The sequence below is a fragment of the Chitinophaga agrisoli genome, from assembly GCF_008386695.1.
Classification (GTDB): domain Bacteria; phylum Bacteroidota; class Bacteroidia; order Chitinophagales; family Chitinophagaceae; genus Chitinophaga; species Chitinophaga agrisoli.
This window is the reverse complement of the sequence record NZ_VUOC01000003.1, coordinates 585071-604306: the sequence shown is the minus strand read 5'-3', so window position 1 is coordinate 604306 and position 19236 is coordinate 585071. Positions and strand designations below refer to the sequence as shown.

8 protein-coding genes are annotated in these 19236 nt (G+C 50.9%); 1 reads left to right on the top strand and 7 read right to left on the bottom strand.

Features of this window, described 5'->3' with window-relative positions:
• Positions 1-5: 5 nt before the first annotated feature.
• The 7 genes from F0L74_RS17870 to F0L74_RS17840 all read right to left on the bottom strand — a co-directional run bounded on the left by F0L74_RS17870 (position 6) and on the right by F0L74_RS17840 (position 16075).
• The gene (locus F0L74_RS17870; RefSeq protein WP_149839244.1) at positions 6-2765 is read right to left on the bottom strand and encodes a glycoside hydrolase family 78 protein; all 2760 of its coding nucleotides are present in this window, start codon (positions 2763-2765) and stop codon (positions 6-8) included.
• Positions 2765-4606 (bottom strand): sialidase/neuraminidase family protein, encoded by a 1842-nt coding sequence (locus tag F0L74_RS17865; RefSeq protein ID WP_246197756.1) that lies wholly within the window; start codon positions 4604-4606, stop codon positions 2765-2767. The genes F0L74_RS17870 and F0L74_RS17865 overlap by 1 nt, the downstream gene beginning before the upstream one ends.
• Before the next feature lie 12 nt (positions 4607-4618).
• Positions 4619-6877, bottom strand: a complete 2259-nt coding sequence (locus F0L74_RS17860; protein WP_188316050.1) for an apiosidase-like domain-containing protein — start codon at positions 6875-6877, stop codon at positions 4619-4621.
• A 21-nt stretch (positions 6878-6898) separates the two neighbouring features.
• Positions 6899-10036, bottom strand: a complete 3138-nt coding sequence (locus F0L74_RS17855) for a DUF6298 domain-containing protein (RefSeq protein WP_149839243.1) — start codon at positions 10034-10036, stop codon at positions 6899-6901.
• A 10-nt stretch (positions 10037-10046) separates the two neighbouring features.
• A complete protein-coding gene (locus F0L74_RS17850; RefSeq protein ID WP_246197755.1) occupies positions 10047-10718 on the bottom strand; it encodes a DUF3826 domain-containing protein in 672 nt (223 codons plus the stop codon).
• 145 nt (positions 10719-10863) lie between these two features.
• On the bottom strand, positions 10864-12894 hold the full coding sequence (locus F0L74_RS17845) for a RagB/SusD family nutrient uptake outer membrane protein (protein WP_213087007.1): 2031 nt from the start codon (positions 12892-12894) through the stop codon (positions 10864-10866).
• A 37-nt stretch (positions 12895-12931) separates the two neighbouring features.
• Positions 12932-16075 (bottom strand): SusC/RagA family TonB-linked outer membrane protein, encoded by a 3144-nt coding sequence (locus tag F0L74_RS17840; protein WP_213087006.1) that lies wholly within the window; start codon positions 16073-16075, stop codon positions 12932-12934.
• Between the two features lie 554 nt (positions 16076-16629).
• On the opposite strand from F0L74_RS17840, the gene F0L74_RS17835 reads away from it, so the two are divergent.
• Positions 16630-19227 (top strand): alpha-L-fucosidase, encoded by a 2598-nt coding sequence (locus tag F0L74_RS17835; protein WP_149839241.1) that lies wholly within the window; start codon positions 16630-16632, stop codon positions 19225-19227.
• Positions 19228-19236 lie beyond the last annotated feature (9 nt).

The following is a 19236-nucleotide window of genomic DNA, read 5'->3' as shown; positions in this document are numbered from 1 at the left end:
GGGTTCTATTTTTCATTCAAAACACTCTCAAATACGTAGTCGCCGGAGCCGGCTTCGAATACGGCCCTGTCACCTTCCATACGCAGCCATTTAATGCCCGTAGCGGTACTGGCGGCTTTGCCACTTTCTTTTACCTGGGCAGCGTTGGCTGCAGGGATGTATACCAATGCGGTGGTATTAGCCGGAATGTGTACCTGCCAGGTAAAATGACCGGCCTCTTTTTTCCAGCTGCTGCTTACATCACCATAGTTAGTATGGTAGGTAGCTTTGGCGGATTGTAAGCCTGTAGGTAATACAGGTTTCATTAGCACCTGTTGAAAGCCGGGATGGCCGGGCGCGGAGCGGATACCGGCAAGATCCTCGTAATACCAGACAAGCAGATCGCCCAGGAGCATAATGTGGTTATGGGAGTTCATGCTGGGGTTGGCGGTATCGCCGTTCCAAAGTTCCCAGATGGTGGTAGCGCCACGTGCTACCATGTAGCCCCAGCTGGGATAGTCCCGGTTGGATGCCATCTGGTAGGCGATATCCTGTTGTCCGCGGCGGCTCAGGCCGCGCATGAGCCATTGGGTACCTATTACGCCGGTGCTGATATGCCCGTGGTATTCCTGTTCTATCTTTTGTACGATGTTGTGGAATACCGCATCGCGTTTAGCAGCGGGTGTGATGTCAAAGTATAGGGGTAACAGGTTGGCCGTAACAGTATTGTTGCTGTATTGTGCGGTGGTACTGTTGAAATATTTTTTGTTGAATGCGTCGCTGATCTTTTCCTGTAACGCGGCAAATTCTTTGGCATCCTGTGGTTGATGCAGGATACCGGCAAAACGTTCCATCAGCGAAAGCAAGCGGTAGTAGTAGGCAGTGGCCAGGAGCGCGCCCTCTGTAGTACGGGTAGAGTCCCGGGAGTGGATGAGCTGTAAGGACTCCGGCGGCACGCACCAGTCACCGTATTTATCTTTGGTAACGATGTAGTCTTTCATGTACTTGCCGCGCATGTAGGCCAGCCATCGTTTCATGCTGTTGTAATGTTTGGCGATGGACACCTCGTCATCAAACTGCTCGTAGAGCATATTGGCCACGAGGATGTAAGTGCCGGGCCAGGTAACGTTATCGCTGTAGTAGTTCCAGTAGGCAGGGGCTACATCCGGGATGGCGCCGGCTTCTGTTTGCGATTCCTCAATATCATCGAGCCATTTGGCATATAATTTAGCATTGTCAAACAGGAAGCTTTCTCCATAAGCGCCGGTGGCGCGGTCGCCCAGCCAGGGCATGCGCTCGTTACGCTGGGGGCAATCCAATGGCATGCCTTTGTAATTGCCGCGTATGCCCCAGTAAGCGTTCTTAAATATTTGATTGAGGGTAGTATCTGAAGAGGTAAAAGTACCGGTGGTATTGATGCCATCATAGACTACCTGTCCTTCAAAATCATTCAGGGAAGGTGCTTGCGGGTAACCGGTGATCTCGACATAACGGAAGCCATGGTATACAAAAACGGGATGCCATGTTTCTATACCATCGCCTTTCAGGGTGTATACATCTGTTACTTTAGCATCGCGCAGGTTGGCTACATAAAGGGAGCCATCCGGCTGCAAGGTTTCTGCAAAACGCAGCGTTACCTGGTCGCCCCGTTTCCCTTTTACTTTCAGTTGCAGCCAGCCTACCATGTTCTGGCCCATATCCAGGATCTGTACACCGGGTTTAAGGCTGTGGATGCCGACGGGGCGGATGGTTTCCATTACCCGCATACGCTCATTCATCTGGGCCTTTATTTGTCCTCCGGGGGCTTCTACCAGTTGTGGCTGCAGCCATTGGCTATCATCAAACTTTGTGGTGCTCCATCCCGGCATTTCTTTGGTGGCATCATATTCCTCGCCATCGTATTCGTTGTTGGTACGGATGGGGCCATCGGCGGTAAACTTCCAGCTATTGTCTGTAACAATGGTCTGGCGGGTACCATCTGTATACTCTACTTCCAGTTGCAGTAATACTTTGGGATAACCGAACGTGCGGATCTTATAAGGTTTGTATGCCTGCCGCATGGTAAAGAAACGGCCATTGCCCAATACGGTACCAATGGCATTGTTACCTTGCTGTAGGGCGGTTGTTACGTCAAATGTATTGTATAGAACGGACCTCCGGTAGTCTGTAGGCGCGGGCGCCAGTACCTGGTCGCCTATACGCTGTCCGTTCAGGTACAATTCGTACCAGCCCAGACCGGAGACGTAAGCAGTGGCTTTTTTAATGGATGCTTTAACCGCAAATGTTTTGCGGAAGTAGCGGGCGGAGAGGCGGGAGAATTTAGTTTCCGCACTATCCCAGGGAAAGCCGCGATCCATGCCTATCCATTTTGCCTGCCAGTCCTGTGAGGTGAGCAGGCCCATACTCCATTGTGCAGGGGCGCTCCAATCACTAGCGCCCTGGGTGGTCCAGGTCCTTAGTTTCCAGTAACAGGCCGCACGGCTTTGCAGGGGCTTACCTGCATAGGCTACATGTACGGAGCGGTTACTGTTTATCTTACCGGAGCTCCACAGATCGCCTTCATTGGCGGCCAGTTTTTGCGGCGTGGAGGCTACCAGTACCTCGTAAGCAGTTTGCCGGATGTTCCGCTGTGCGCCGGTTACTTCCCAACTAAGACGGGGCGTTGTTACGTCAATGCCAACCGGGTTGGTTAACATTTCACAACGCAGGTGCTGCAGCTGTATGTTTTGAGCAGACAGCAGGGTGACCTGGCACAACAAGGTTATTATGAGGAGGAGACTGCGCATTAATGTGCTTCCGTTTTCAGGGATTTGATGAAATAGGCCGCTTCTTCGTCCGGTTCACCGGCATTAGGACGGTCAAAGTCCTGTGCAGCCGGCGTATCCGCATGCGGTTCATGCCTTGGCTCGCCGGTGCGGAAAGTAACACGCGACACGCTTTGCACCGGATCAAAGGTGAGCTGGTTTAACGCATGTTTGCCATTGATCTCTACCGAGTAGAAGCGGGTGTAAGTATTAACAGTGATGCGGATGTTATAGGCGGTGTTGGCCCCGTACTTCATGATGTTCTTGAACTTAGCCCCGGATTTGGCCCGCAGCGTGCCGTCTGGTTCAAACATGAGGCGTACACAGGGGCTGCCTTTGGTGTCCTGTAATTCCACCTGCAGCAGGCCTTTGTTATTCTGTGCGGGCGTAACGCTGAATTCTACCGTAGCACGCTGTGTTTCCGGGAACAGGCGCTCTGCTTTGGCGTAATCATAACGGTCCCAGTCGCGCAGGGCGAGCACCTGGCCGTCGGCAGACTTCTCCATTTTAACCGGGGCCCATAAGGGGCTGTAGATGTTCCAGTGTTTGAGCGCGGTATCCGGCGACATCTGTTTGAATACATCGTTTACCTGCTCTGTGGCTTTATCTTTTACCGGTACGGGAATACGGGCTACCCAAATATCTTCTTTATTTACGCTGTAGCTTACCCACATATCGCCGCCGGGAGGTGTGCCGTCGCCTTCTGCAATGCCACGTACATATTGGGGGCCGTAGTCCTTAAAGAAGCCTTTATAACGCAGGGGGGATATTTCGCCATGGACCAACAGCATGTTTGTATATTCCAGGCCGTTCTGGCTTACGGAAATAGCCAGGGGCCAGCGATATTCTGAAGGATTGTATACGGTGGCATAGCGGCCATCAGAGGTACGCTGTCCCCAGATCTTGGCATTGGCGTTCACAAACCCGGGCGCACGTACGGCAGATTCCGGCCAGCTTTTGCCTTCATCCTTGCTGATGGCCGTGAGCGCATTCTTCCAGAGGCCCACTACCCTGCCATCCGGCAGATGGTAGTAACTAAGTGCTTTATATTGTTTCTGGAGCGTGATGAGCGGGTCCTTTGGATCAGACTCCTCTACCCATTGCTGCGTGATAAGCTTGTTAGCCAGCAGCTCGTTACAGGCTTCTACGAAACCTTTATCCTTGCTGCTGGTATAATAGGGGTAGGAAGTATTCTTCTCATTCCATTTAGGGTTATAATGAATGAAGTAGATGGGGCCATAGCTGCCATCTGCCATGATCTCGCGCACTACGCGGCCAATACCTTTACCGTCATTGGGACGATCATCATCATCCAGGCAGATACCATAAAAAGCCAGGGCCAGCAGGCGATGTTTTTTAGAAGTGTAAAAGCCCATACGCTGGTGCATAACGGCATACAAGTCTTTTGCTACGCCAGGATAACCTTCTTTGGTGGTACCGTCTGGGATCTTATACAACGGGAAGATGATCTCCGGCTTTGACCAGTTGTAACCATCTTTAGACCTGACCAATAATGTTTGACCAGGCGGTACGCTTTCGCTTACTTTATCGCTGAGGTATTCCAGGTAAAATACGTTGTTCCAGTAGGCCAGCATAGGCGCGTGGTTATAGGTATAACCGGTGCCCTCCGCCCTATCCGGGTGCTCGCGGTTAGCGCGCAACACTTCTATATTGTGCACGCCCATGGCGGGCGCCAGCTGTCCATGGTGATAATCTATATTCACGCGCGTACTACCGGTGTAGCGTACCGTATCCTGTGCATTTGCCTTTGTGATAACTAACAGCGCCAGTGGAATTATATATCTGCAGTTGCGGATCATCATACGTAATAACTTTTATTGGTGTGCGGGTTGCTGTAACGCATCCAGCACATCTTCCTTTACTTTAAAAATAGTGCCATGTTTATGGCCGGCAGGTACAGACACATCATCCGTAATATTGGTGAAGGTCTTAAAGTCCGTTGTTTTTACTGCGCCATATAGTTTTTCGCGGTAGGCGTCAAAATAGATCAGCCAGTCGTTGCCTGTTTTTACAACAGTGGGGCCTTCCGTAAAGTTAGGCGTAAAGGCCTTTGATACGTCCGTAAAAGGACCGGTAGCATTGGCGCCAAAAGCTACTTTGATATCCCTTTCCGGGCGGGTATTATCTTTTAACACCAGTACATACTTACCGGCGGACTGCTGTACGATCACTGCGTCTATCACACTAAAACCTGGATCGAGGAACAGTTTGGCCGGGGAAAAAGTATTAAAGTCTTTAGTAGTGGTGTAATACATGCGGTGGTTGTTATCCTCATCCTCCTGTCCTTTAGGGAAACGGTGCGGAATGGTGGACGCCCAGATGATCACGTATTGTTGTGTGGCTTTATCGTAGAACAATTCCGGCGCCCATACGTTCACGGTGGTGGGCTCATGTTCCATTACATTGATGGCCTTTTGTGCAGACCAGTGCACCAGGTCTTTAGAGCTGGCGTAGCCAAACCCTTTATCGCCTTTCCAGCCGCTGGTCCATACCAGGTGAAAGGTACCATCTGGCCCCTGTACCATGGAAGGATCGCGCATGAGGCGCTTCTCTCCTACCTCAGGCTGCAGGACGGAGCGGCCCAGGTCCAGCCAATGATAAGCATCGTAGCTATACAGCAGGTGCAAACCATCTGTTGCCGGCTCACGGAAAGAGGTGAAGAGGTATACTTCTTTGCCGGGTTGGTACGTATCCAGGATCAGTACCCAGTCGTTACCATCCTGCTGTGTGCCGGGCGGGTCAAAGTTGGCAACGCCTTTGTTAGCGTATTTGCCGATGAGCGTTACCTGGCCATTACGCGGATCGTACCAGGATGCTTTAACGGTATCACCGGCTATCCTGCCCATGTTCAAGGATATGTTACGCCCGTTGTATGTATAGATGAAGGCATACTCTTTACCGCGGGTAGCCATCAACCGGTTGTATTTATTGCCTTGCTGCCCGGCGATCAATGTCTGATCCGGCACGCGGTCAAAATATGGGCGTGACAGCAACAGGTTTTTCAGGTGCATCATCTGCCCCGCGCCAGGATCGTTGATGGCATTAAACCATAGCTCCCTTACGCCGTAAGCGCCGCTCTGATCTTCTGGCTTGTGCATCTGCATTACTGCATTGTGGCCGTAGGTATAACCAGCGGCTCCGGCGAAAACGGACCAATAGCCGTAACGCCTTACATCGCTATCCGTCCAACGAGGTTGCAGGCTATCATGCAACCCATGGGGAATGCCTTCGTAAGAAGGCTCACCATCGAGCGTAGGCTTTGCGGGCTTTAACTTATAGTCTGCCGTTACATATTTCCAGTTATCTTCTCCATAGTGCAGATCACCGGCGCTGGTATCCTGCGCGTAGGTGCGGTGGCCGGACTGCATCATGTTAAACTGCAGCCAGGATGCCTGGTGAAACCACCTGGAAGACTGGGTACGGCCTCTTGGGTGAAAGGTGACCAGGTGGCCGGGATCCTGCTGACGCAGGGTGGTACCGATCATGTTCCATACGGCCAGGCCCTGGTTGCCCGGAATATCGCCGCCGTTCATCCAGATGATGTTGGGCCTATCCTTAAATCTTGCGGCCAGCCAGGTAGCATATGTTTTTGCCTGCTGTACCGTTACCTTACCGGCTTTTACATTGGAGCCCCATACGGGCACCAGCGCCATATAGATGCCTTTCTCCGCGGCTTTATTAACGATATAATCCACATGATCCCAGTAGTCATACTGGGCGGTATCGTCCGGCGAGTTGCCCGGCGTAACCCGCGGGGTAGCTACATTCTTATTTACGAGGGCCGCATCGCCATAGGCATTTATCTCGCCATTGCTATGCACGACCATTACCTGTATTACATTAAATCCTTTCTGGTGACGGTCTTCCAGGTATTTATCCGCTTCTTCGCGGGTAAGCTTGTTAAACAGCAGCCAGCCGGTATCGCCCAGCCAGAAGAAGGGCGCGCCATCTGCGGTTGTAAAATACCTGCCGTTGTCAGACACGCACAGTGGCCGCAGCCGTTCTGTTTGCGCCTGTACGGTACAGATCATTGCCAATAATGCTACGAGTAATATGGTTCCAATCTTTTGCATGCCTCCGGTTTAGTTATAAAATTATTTGCTGCTGGCCCAGATCACTACAGGACCTGCCTGCGGGTTTTCCAGGCTGATGGTCTTACCGCCCTGCGCCGTTTCTTCTTTTACCAGGCTACCAGTTTTAGGATCTATCCAATGGATGCTCCAGGCGCCTGTTGCTTTACCAAGGTCCAGCCGTACCTGGCCTGCTGTATTCCTGTATACGATATATCCTTTACCGTTATTACTTAATGCCCAGGCGCCTTGCTGATCACCGGGCAGGGTAACGGTATGCATGGCAGCTGCCGCATCCAGGAAGCCCTTGTCTGCTATCACGGGGATACCAGCCAGGGAGCCGCCGGCCATAAAGGATGCCCAACCATATTCGTCATACGCGCTGCCGGCATAGATCACCGCTTTTTCCGGATACTTTTGCCGGTATTCGCTCACTGCATGGTATACCTGTTCAAAGGTGCTACGCTTGGGCTTTAACAGGCGGGCATGCTGGCGGGGCGCCAGGTTTTGTCCGCCCAGGGGCGCGTACAGACTGCCATCCGGCTGGTAATGCCATTGGCGTATATCTATTACGGATATCAATTTTGAGCGTACAGGATCTGCCAGTATAGCGTCCTGCACATCTTTGGTGGTGCTAAGACCGATGAGCACTTTTTTACCAGTTTGCTTTTCCCATTCCAGGATGGTATCCAGCCAGAACTGTACAAAATGCAGGGGGCCGGTAAACTCCGCACCAATGAACTGGATCACACCGGTATTGCCGGCGAAATTATCCAGGCATTTATGGATATAAGCCTGGTGCAGTTTACGGCGTACCGGGTTGGTAACATCATAGTACTGCTCCGCCATGAAAATGCGTTTATCACCCGCATAGGGCGGCGGTTCCGGGAAGCCGGTATGATTGATATTGTTAGCAGACCGCCAGGGGAAATCCGCATAGTGCGCGCCTGCTTCAATAATGTTATGCTGGAAATAGTTCTGGTGCACCAGTACCAGCCCTTGCTGATCTGCCAGGTCTGCAAACTGTTTGAGGCGCATCCAGTACCAGGAATTGTATTTGGTAAGATCATACTGGCTAAGGCCATCCCAGGCGGAGCCCTGACCGCTGCGGGCAAAAGGCAGCTCATAAAAAGGCGGCCATACTTCGCCATCCATGCGGCGGATACGCTCATGGTCATCGCGACGGCGCTCATACCACAGGCCATAATTATGTTCGAGGGATACGATGTGTTTATCCTTCATCCATTTTCCTACTTCATTTATATCATCCGTTAAACCAGTGCCGGTGCGGCCGGGTACATAACGGGTAATATCCGGTACGGCTTCGTTAATGCCATCCGGTCTTACATCACCACGCCACCAGGGCACTTCGTGATGGCGGCCCGTTAATACCATATTACCACGCACAAGCCAACCGTTAGCAACGTGCATGGCGGGGGCCAGTGCAGGCGCGGTTGGTTTAGCATAACCTATTTCATTAATGGTTTTTATGCCAGTAGCTTTTGTGGGGATAGGATGACGGGTGGCCGCCTGGTCTATCCATTCTGTCAGCTGCAGTAAGGGTTTGGTTGCGGCGGCTATTAAAGCAGCCGCCTGCGCCACGGTAGGGCTGCTGGAGGCTTCTGACTCAACGGGCAGTAACTGCGCCTGGCCTGCCACATCTTTACCTAAACGTTCTGCTAACTGTTGATAGTACAAGCTGCGTGGCTGCACATGTTCATTGGAAGAATCCCAGTAACCATCCCCGGCAAACTGCGCCCATGCGCCAAAGGCCCAGTTGTTGGCAGTTGGGGGGCGGTAACAATCTATACGGGCGGCGCTGCATTGCCATAACATACTGTTGGCCGCGCTCCAGCCGGCGCCCTGGCCATCCTGTTCGCGGTTGCCAAAGCGGATAGCCTGGCCGTCGATACTTACTACGTCAAACAGCACACCGGAAGCCCAGCTATCTATCGTACCGCTAAAGTTATACGGCAGATGCGCTTCGCACTGCACAAAGGCGTTGGGGCCTGCAGCGCAGAAGCCAACGGCAAAATCGTGGTAACCATATTCCGCATAGATACGCTGGAACAGGGTTTGCTGCCCGGTGGTCCAGAAGGAATAACGGCGCTGGCCGCCTATTTCAGATACGGGCGCCAGGGATTTACAATCCTCTACGGTAATGCGGCTGGCGGTTTCCTGCACCATTACGGCAGATCCGGCAAAATGCTCAAAAGTGATACGGCGTATCCAGGCATCACTTACGTTTTCCATGGTAAGGGCCATCCAGCGGTGTGCTTCGTCTTTAGGATTTTTAGCATCGTAAGCAGATACGCAACGCAGGTTCTCTACCCCTACCTGGCTAATACGGCCAGGCCAGTGGTAGGCCGCGAGCGTACCGCCGCCATAGGTGGTATCCAGGGCGGTGGTTAAAGGCGCATCCAATGTAATGGTATTGCCTTCTATTGCGGTGATAGTACGATCCCAATTCACATCGCGCTCACCTGGTTTCCAGGCCAGTGCGGTTATACCGCCACCCAGGTGGTCCATGCCTAAGAGCTGGATCCAGTTCTTAGTACTGGGGCGGTGCACCAATACTTTATCGCCGGTTTTTAAACCCTGTGTAGCGGCGAGGTGTAAGGTGCGGGCATTTACGGGTACATATACATCTGTGATCTTTACCGGCGCTTCCACTACCTGGTCATGCTGCCCGGTTACGCGGATCAGCGTTTGCCGGTCCAGGCCGGCGCCTTCCAGTATAGTGCCATCTGCACCTGTGCCGCTGCCGCGTAATACGACACCGCTGGCGCGGATCAGCAGGCTGCCATTAATTTCATAACGGCCTTTCTGCAATAACACAGCGCCACGGATACCTTGTTTATCCGGCTGTAAGGTGGCCACATAATCCAATGCCGCCTGTACCGGTAAGGTAGCATCACCCTTAACAGGCGGTACTACTATCCTTACCGGTACATCCGGGATAGGTTGTTCACTGGCCATATAACCGCAATAGGAGAAATCTGGTATCCGGTTGCCCTGTGCATCCTGTGTATACACCAGCTTACCCTTTGTGAGGGCTACCGGTGGCGGCGGTGGTAAAGGTTTGGGCGCTTTCTGCGCCCGAACCTCTGTAACAGCACCCAGTGCTATTAAACAATATCCTAGAATCAGTCTCTTATTCATTCGTTGTGCTTTACTTACCTGCTTCTGCCTTTTTTCTTTCTCTCCATTCTTTTTCTGCCTGCTTCATGTCAATGCCATTAGCAGCCAGGTAATTATTGATACGGCCTTTATATTTTCCGAACCATGCGTGTTTCTTGTCTGATGAGCCTGCGTCCATGGCATGCTCGCGCGCTTCTACCAGCCAGGCCATCATCTGTGTTTTCTGCGCTTCTGTAAGGTTGGGCAGTATTTCCGTGTATACGCGGTAAGTCAGGGGCACTACGCCGTAGGTCATACCATCCTTTACCTGATCTACCTGCTGGGTAGTTAGGTTAGCGGAGAGTTTGGCGAGGTAAGCAGCATGCAGTTTAGAAAGTTTGGCATCGTTCTCTGCTTCTATCCCTTTCAACTTAGCTTCCAAAGCGGGTTTATCTTCCTTTAACTGTTCTTTGGCAGCTTTAACAGCCGGGTCGTGCACCATCTGCAGATCATTCAGATCGCGGTATTGTTGCACAATGATATCCCGCACCTTGGTGGATTTAGCGGCGTCTGTAATGCCCAGGGTAGTCACTATTTTATCCGCGCGTTGGGTAATGGCCCGTGTATAGGCGGTGTCTGGCGCGGCGGTTTGCTGTGCAAATGCGGGCGCTGTGAAGAAAAGGATACCGCCCAGGAACAGCGCGTATTTTTTTATCATTGTCATACTCATGGTTTTACAACTTTAAACCGGCCGCGCTGTCATCTTCCTTTTTGATGGAGGAAAACGACAGCGCGATAAGGTCCGGATCACTCTTTATTTTAAATTAACGTTCATTCATCAACCATCATACATCGTATGGTACGAGCGGCTATTTCAGCGGGTCAAAGGTGCCGGCGCCATTGAGACCATCCCAATCCTTAGTTTGTTCCAGGTAGGGAGAGTTGTTCATGATGCTTTGGCTAAAGCCGAAGAAATAATATGCATTATACCATTTAAACTTCCAGTCTGCCGGGTTGGTAGGATCCAGGTCGTTCTTTTCTATGATCTCAAAATAATTGTCATAGAGATAATCCAGGTATGAATTTTCATCCATGCCGGGCGGATAAACAGCGGGCTCTCTTTCTGCGATCAAGGTAGGACCGTTATTATTAGTATGCTGCGCTTTGTACAGCGGATCCTGGTTATTGGCGCCTACATACTTAGTGCCGTCCGTATTTTTAACATAGATGAAGTAACCTGTTCTGCGTGTACCATCCAGGGGTTGTACGCCCAGGCGGGTACAAGTGCCATAATCATTGTTGAACAGCATCCAGCGGCGCAGGTCCCAGTAACGTTTGCTTTCATAGGCCAGCTCTATTTTCCTTTCATTCAGCACAGCAGCAAAAGCCTGGTCACGACCGGTAATGCCGCCTAAGCCAAAGGATCCGTCTGCATTTTCTACCCCTGCCCTTTCACGTATCTGCTTGATGTATTCTATGCCTTCGCCTGTGTTATCATTACCAATGGCGCTTTCTGCCAGGTTCAGGATCACTTCTGCAAAACGCATCTCCATAAAATCAGTACCGCTTACCTGAAAGTCGCCGGTTGTAATACTGGCGCCCGTGTTGGACATTTTACGCACATAGATACCGCTGCCATTAGCACCCCGTTGTTCAGTAGTAGAAGCGGGCGTAGTGGCATCTGCCTTGGCAAACCATTTATAGGTCCAGATCCGGAAATTCCTGTTCTCAGAATAAGGCCAGTGTGCACCGTTATAGGCAAAGGTTTTGTAAAAGCGGGGATCCCTGTTCTTATAGAATTTCTTTGCATCATATGTATATGTGCCCGGTTGGCCAGGCATTTTACCGTCTTTCATTGGGAAGGCATCTACCATTTGTTTGGTGGGGCTAACACCGCCGCCGCCAAATATTTCTTTGGGCCTTGTAGCATTTTCCCATCCGTTCCATTTCTGCAGCTGATCACCTATAACAGTGTTAAAACCGAACACGATCACCGCTTCCGGGTTATTCTTCTCTGTGAGGAACATGTTTTCCCAGGCGGTAGCATTAGCCAGATCACCTGATTTGTATAAGCCAAAGCCGTTTGCGGTGAGCAGGTTTTTAGCAGCCAGGTTAGCATCATATGCTTTTTTCCAGCGGCCGCGGTCATCATTCCGGTTAAACTGCGGGCTGGCATAGGTTAATAATACCCGGCCTTTAAAGGCAGCGGCGCCGCCGGAAGTGATCCTGCCCCAGTCTGCATCCGGCCATCTGCCGGGCAGCATGGCGGTGGCAGAGTCCAGGTCTTTAACGATCTGGTCAAAACAGGCGGATGTAGCACTGCGCGGTACTTCCAGTTTTTGCTCTCCACCAACCGGGTTCAGCACGTGTAATATCAGCGGCACACCACCATAGAGTCTTACCAGGTCAAAATACTGGTAAGCCCTGAAGAAAAACATCTGTCCTTTTAACTTATTACGGGTATACTGTGGTAAGCCATAGTTATCAATAGCGTCAATAAACTGGTTGATCTGCCGGATCCTGCTCCATGTATTGTTACCTACGCTGCCGGTAAGGGCCGTTCCGAAATAGGGCAATGCATGTGCGTTTAAATAGGACACAGAAGCCCATTCCTTGTTCCAGTTGGTCTGGCCCGCCAGCTCTTCAGAGGTTTGCGAGAACTGGGCGTTATTGGTAGCCAGGAACCAGGAGCCTACCTGGCAGCCACCGGGCGGCAGGAACAGGCCATATACAAAATCCACATATGCGGTGGCCAGGACAGAATCCTGGAATACCTGTTCGTTTATGCCGGACAGATCCCGCTTTTCCACCAGGAAATCCTTTTTACAGCCGGCCATCACACAAAGCAGCAGGGCGGCTATCGCTATAAGTCTGTTATGTTGGGTGATCTTTTTCATCATAATGTTATTGATAGATGCATTCAATCCTTTACTGCTATTAAAGTGTCAGGTTCACGCCCAGAGAAACGGTGCGCAGGTTCGGGAATGTATCCCAGGCTCCTTCTGGCGCCCTGTAGGAATACGGATTAAAGAACTGCAGCGGATTCAAGGCGGTGAGTGCAAAACGGGCATTCGTTACCTTTAAAGCCTGTACTACTCTCTTAGGCAGGGTATAGCTCAGGTTCATATTCCGGATACCCATCCTGAAGGCGCTCACTCTCCAGAAGTTGGAGGTGGGGCTCAGGCTGATATCGCTCCAGTTAGGATTGGGCATTTTACCACCCGGGTTGATCACGGGGTCATAAATATCACCCCAGATAGCAGGCACGCTCTGGTAGATCTTGCTGATGTCATTATCCATCTGATCACGGGCGTCTATCTCAGCCCAGCCACCAAAAGAGCCGGCAATTACGCAATCAAAACCAATGCCTTTCCAGTTAGCCTTTAAAGTAAAGCCAAAGCCATAATGGTTTTCTGCTTTTTTAGCCAGCTGTACCTGGTCGTTAGCGTCGATGATACCATCGGGACCGGCAAATTTGCCATCCGTCTGCAATGCACCTCTTACATCGCGGTAATATAACATACCGGGTCTGAGCTGATCTGTTTCTGTACCAAATACGGAGGTAATGCCATACTGTTTTACATAACTATCAATGTCTGCCTGTGTTTTGAACATGCCCAGGTAATCATAACCCCACATGCCGTTATCGCCTGATTGATTGATCTGTTTATTCCAGGGATAGAAAGCATCTGTGGCGGCGAAGTTGCCCTGCTTGAATTTATTATCATACCAGCTGAAACGGGCATCTATACCATAGCTAAAGTCCTTGCCAATATTATCATTCCAACCAATGCCTATCTCATATCCGAAGAAATCCACTTTACCCCAGTTCTCTGCTGCCAGAGAGCCGCCAACAGGAATGGGCACAGCAGCTGTTCTTTCCATGAGCAGGTCTGTTCCTTTGTTATAGAAACCTTCCAGCGTAAGGGAAAGGCGGTTTTGCAGGAAGCGGGCATCCAGACCCAGGTTGTTCTTGAACTCGTTGCTCCAGTGTGCATCCGGGTTGGGAGAAGCCTCCATCTTTATACCGGTGCTTACATTAGAGTTGCCTCCAAATACAGCGCCTTTGCTGCCCTGGAAGGTATAACGCTGGCGCCACAGCCATGCCTTGGTATCATCTTTACCCAGCATACCGGTGGAGTAACGCAGTTTCAGATAATTTACCGCCGGCACATCAAAGAAAGATTCATTGGAGATCACCCAGCCTCCAGATACGGAGTAGAAGCGGCCCCAGTAATTATCCGGCGCAAAGTGAGTAGAAGCATCTGTACGGAACAATACTTCCGCCAGATACCTATCATCATAGTTATAGTTTAAACGGCCTATATATCCTAAAGTACCAGATTCATTGCTGATGGTTTTACCATCAAAAATGCCGAATGCGCCAGCGAACTGCCCCATTGCGGCAGTAGCCGCTACCGGGCTTTCCCTGTACACATCCTGCTGGTTAGAATAGGCTTCGCCTTTTTCAACGGAGAACAGGCCGCTAACGTTATGCTTACCAAACTGGTGGGCATAGCTCAGGGTAAAGTTGATCTGCTCTGTTTCTCCATTTATGTTGGAATAAGAAATACGGTTACCGTTATCATAGGAAGCGCCGGGCAGTTTCACTGTAGCGCCTTCATCATAGATATGAGCGTTTTCGCCCGCGCGGGTAAAATCATACAGCATGTATTTGGTGCCTATCTGTTGACCGGTGGAACCGGTGAAGTACCTGGCATAATTTACCCTGGCTTTGAGCCCCTTCAGTTTAGGATACTCATATTCCGCATAGGCGTTAATGGTAAGGGTTTTATCTTTTGTATCTGAAAGGTTGGCCAGACGCTGGATCTCATAATAATGATAACCGGCCAGTGAGTTGGTGCCCGGGATCTTTACCGGGTAACCATCCACATACTCGGGAATATAACGTGGAGTCAGCAACAGGTTTCTGTAATCGTTTTCATCATTTTCGCCGCCAACTTTGTTATAGGTTTTCTTGAGATCTGAAAAGTTACCAGCCAGCTGCAGGCCTACTTTCAGACCGGATGCTACGGTCAGGTCAGAACCGGCCCGGAACGTCCATTTATTATAATCCAGGCTGCTCATGTTACCATCCTGCGTATAGTAAGAAACGTTGGCAAAAAAAGTAGCCCGCTCTGTACCACCGCTTACGTTCAGGGTATGGCGCATATTAGAAGCGCTTGACCAGGCCTGGTCCAGCCAGTCGTAATTGATATTTTTAAAATGCTCTACCTCATCCGGTGAAAAGAAGGCATTTACATTGGTAGGATCTGCATTAGCGCCATTAGGGCCGTTCATGATGTTCATGTATTGCGCAAACTGGTAGGCACTCAGCATTTTAGTGCGGTAGGCTTCATCATTCACCGCATAAGAACCGCTGTAGCTGATCTTGGGCATGCCGGCCTTACCTCTTTTGGTGGAAACGATCACTACCCCATTAGCTGCCCTGGATCCGTAGATAGCAGCAGAAGCATCTTTTAATATGGTGATGCTTTCCACTTCGGAGGGGTCCAGGTTGTTAAACTGTTCCGCATCGTTCTTACCATCTCCGGTTACCTGTATCACCCCGTCTATCACATAAAGGGGGCCGGGGCTACCGGCATCCTTAGACAGGGAAATAGGGTTCCGGATGGTTAAGGAAGCCTGTGAACCAGGACGGGCAAGACCACCGCTTACCCCTAAGCCCAGGATACGGCCGGAGAGGGCCGCGCCCAGGTTACCAACCGGCAGGTCTTCTACCTCTTTGGCCTTGATAGAGGCTACAGCGCCGGTGAGGTGCGCCTTGGTGGTTGTACCGTAACCTACGACCACGGTCTCTGACAGATCAGTGACCCCGTTCTTCATGGTAACGTTTACAGAAGAACGGCTGTCAACAGGTATCTCCTGGGGCGCCTGGCTAATGTAGGAGAACACCAGCACGGAATTGCCGGCCGGCACCTGAATGGTATAATTACCATCCGCATTTGTAACGGTGCCTTTTGCAGCACCTTTTACGCGAACGGTTACGCCGGGGATCTCCTCGCCCTTATCGGACAATACTTTTCCCCTTACAGTGATACCTGCAGGCTGTACGTTCACAGTTTTTTCTTGTGCATGTGTGGTGATAGGGTGGTTGGCACATAAGTAGATTAGTATCAGTATTACAGTTCCCCCCGTGGTAAGCCGCTTACCAAATAGTAGCTGTTTAATCATTTTTTTAATGATTTTAGAGAATAGAGACTAAAATTGATAGAATAGGACTGATTTTGGTGTCTGCCCGACAATTAATTACGCGTCCATAAAAATCGAAGTAAACTTTTCATAACTAACGGAATTTTTTTAAAAACGATCTTCCCAAAACAATCGGAGCTTGCTGTTCCCCCTTTGACAAATCTCCTGCGTAGTCAGGAGCATTAATCCCGGGATCAAGCTACAGAAATAATCAGTTAAACGGGCAGAACCTATACTATTTTTCTACGCAATCGTTACCGGCAACGTTATCACTACCCCCTTTGTGTTAAAAAGGTATCATAGCATAGTATAGTTAAATAAAAATACTGTAGATTTGACAATTAATAAAAACATTATTTTTTAACCTACCTGGTCTTCCCACCCTGATCCGGATTGCTGTTCCAAGATCACAAAACCAGGTTATGAAATTTGATTCGCTGTTCAGCAGCCGGCGCGCGCTTGTATTTTTATTGCCGGCAGTGTTTTCCTGTTTTACTTTGTTTGCACAGAAAAAGATTGTCTACCAGCCTGACTGGACCTCCTTGCAGCAGCATGCGGAGATACCGGAGTGGATACGGGACGCCAAGTTCGGGATTTATTGCCATTGGGGCGTGTACACCGTACCGGCCTATAATAATGAACACTATTATTCGCATATGCATGCGGATTCCGGCTACTCCAAACTGGGCACCTACCAGCGGCATGTAGCGTTGTATGGCCCGCTGACAAAGTTTGGCTACCATGATTTTATTCCCATGTTCAAGGGTGAGCGTTTTAATGCCGATGAATGGGCGGACCTGTTTGTAAAAAGCGGGGCGCGTTTTGCCGGACCGGTAGGCGAGCATCATGACGGATTTGCCATGTGGGACAGCCAGCTGACGCCTTTTAACGCCAAACAGATGGGTCCCCACCGCGATGTGGTAGGCGAGCTGGAAAAAGCCATCCGCAAGCGCGGTATGAAATTCTTTGTATCCCTGCATCATGAGCTGAACTATGGCTATGTAAAGCCCAAACCCGGATGGGCGGCCGCCAATCCTAAATACGCCAAATTATACGGCACCCCTATGCCGCATGAAGCCTGGCTGCAGATGTGGCAGGGCAAATGCGAGGAGGTGGTGGACAAATACCATCCGGATATCATGTATTTTGATTCCTGGCTGGAGAATATACCAGCACAATATATAAAACATTACCTGGCGCACTATTTTAATGCCGCGGAACAACGTGGGCAGGAAGTGACCATGACCTATAAAGGGGAGGATATCCCGGACGGTATTGGTATGGTAGACCATGAGAACACCAATCCCGATCATATTGTAGAGAAACCCTGGCTGTGTGATTATTCCATTGGTACCGGCTTTGCCCTCTCCTGGGGGTATACAGAAGGCATGGAGATACGCACGCCCAAAGAGATCGTGCACAAGATCATTGAAGTGGTGAGCAAGAACGGACAGCTGTTGCTGAACCTTTCTCCGAAATCTGACGGCACCATCCCGGAGAACCAGCAGGAAGTGATGTTCCGTGTGGGTAAATGGATGTGGGCCAATGGCGCCTCCATTTACGGCACCCGGCCCTTTAGCGTATACGGCGAGACCACGCCGGAAGGCCAGCGGGTACATTACACCCGCAAAGGCGATACGTTGTATGCCATTTTCCTGGACTGGCCGGGTGATGATAAGACCGTACACCTGCATGCATTAACGCCCAAAAGCCTGGGCGGCAATATACAATCCCTGCAAATGCTGGGATTAAAATCACTCGAAACCCTCCCCTACCAAATGGGGGAACAAGGACTTGCCCTCACGATCCCAAAGAAGACCCGGATCCCATCTGATATTGCCGCTGTTTTCAGGATCATCCTGGGACCTTCCATTGGGAGCGCACCGGCATCCGCATCGCAGGGAGGTCAGGCACAGGCAGGCGCCGCTTTGCCTACCAGCGCGCCGCTGTTTGAGATACTGGGCGGCCCGGATGCACCGGTGATACAGGAAGGTATGCCCGGCACCACCGGTATACAGGGCGGGTTTGAAGGCGGCGCCTGTGTAAAAATCAACGGCGTGTACCATATGTTCCCTACAGAAAGGGCCGGAGAGACAGGTATGCCCGCGTATTATGACCGGGTAAAGACCCGTATAGGGCACTGGACCAGCACGGACGCCATTCACTGGACAAGACGCAGCACTATTTACCAGGCCAGCGGCAAATACGCCGTTACCGAAGATGACAACCCGGTGAATGACCGCCGGGCGGCTATCTGGTCCTTTATGCCCATTTTTAGCCAGGCGCATAACCGCTGGTATGGTTATTACCTCACGTATACGGTAGATAAGAATATAGCGCCCAATCACTCCTTTGGCCGCATCTGGCGCGCCGAATCTGTTAAAGATGGGATGGAAGGCATAGGCGGCCCATATAAGGACAGCGGTATTGTGATGGAGCCCGGCCTGCACTCCCAGCTATGGGAAGGCCGGCAAGGGGTAGCCTCCTTTTTCCCCTACCCGGTAGATAATGGATGGCTGGCCTTTTATGGCGGCGCTTATCCTTATGCTTCCTGGGCAGATTATCCCACAAAATCCGGGAAAGGCTGGTTTGTGGGGCTAGCCAGATCATCTTCCCTGGAAGGCCCCTGGACACGGCTGGATACGACCGTGAACCCGGTTACTTCCATCCATCCTTATTTTATTGAGAACCCCATTGTAAGCAAGCTGCCTAACGGCTTATATATTGCCGTTTTTGACGGCGGCCCGGAAGGTTTTGGATTACACCTGCCCAATATGATGGCGTACACCCTTTCCAAAGATGGCCTGCACTGGACAGCCGCGCAGTACTTCCCTATCCAGACCAAAGTAAAAAAATGGTGGGATATCATGCGCACGCCCCTTTGCCTGATACCGGAAGGCGATGACCGCTATACCATTGTGTATGCGGCTATCAATAACAAGGAGCGCTTTCACCCCATGGGCATGGTACAGGTAAAATTGAACCGGCAGGTACTGGACGAAATAAGCAGTAAACTTTAAGCCAGCAGA

Bases quoted from the DNA above. Each gene is read 5' to 3' on its own strand.
- F0L74_RS17870 (WP_149839244.1), bottom strand. From the start codon at position 2,765: ATGCGCAGTCTCCTCCTCATAATAACCTTGTTGTGCCAGGTCACCCTG.
- F0L74_RS17865 (WP_246197756.1), bottom strand. From the start codon at position 4,606: ATGATGATCCGCAACTGCAGATATATAATTCCACTGGCGCTGTTAGTT.
- F0L74_RS17860 (WP_188316050.1), bottom strand. From the start codon at position 6,877: ATGCAAAAGATTGGAACCATATTACTCGTAGCATTATTGGCAATGATC.
- F0L74_RS17855 (WP_149839243.1), bottom strand. From the start codon at position 10,036: ATGAATAAGAGACTGATTCTAGGATATTGTTTAATAGCACTGGGTGCT.
- F0L74_RS17850 (WP_246197755.1), bottom strand. From the start codon at position 10,718: ATGACAATGATAAAAAAATACGCGCTGTTCCTGGGCGGTATCCTTTTC.
- F0L74_RS17845 (WP_213087007.1), bottom strand. From the start codon at position 12,894: ATGATGAAAAAGATCACCCAACATAACAGACTTATAGCGATAGCCGCC.
- F0L74_RS17835 (WP_149839241.1), top strand. From the start codon at position 16,630: ATGAAATTTGATTCGCTGTTCAGCAGCCGGCGCGCGCTTGTATTTTTA.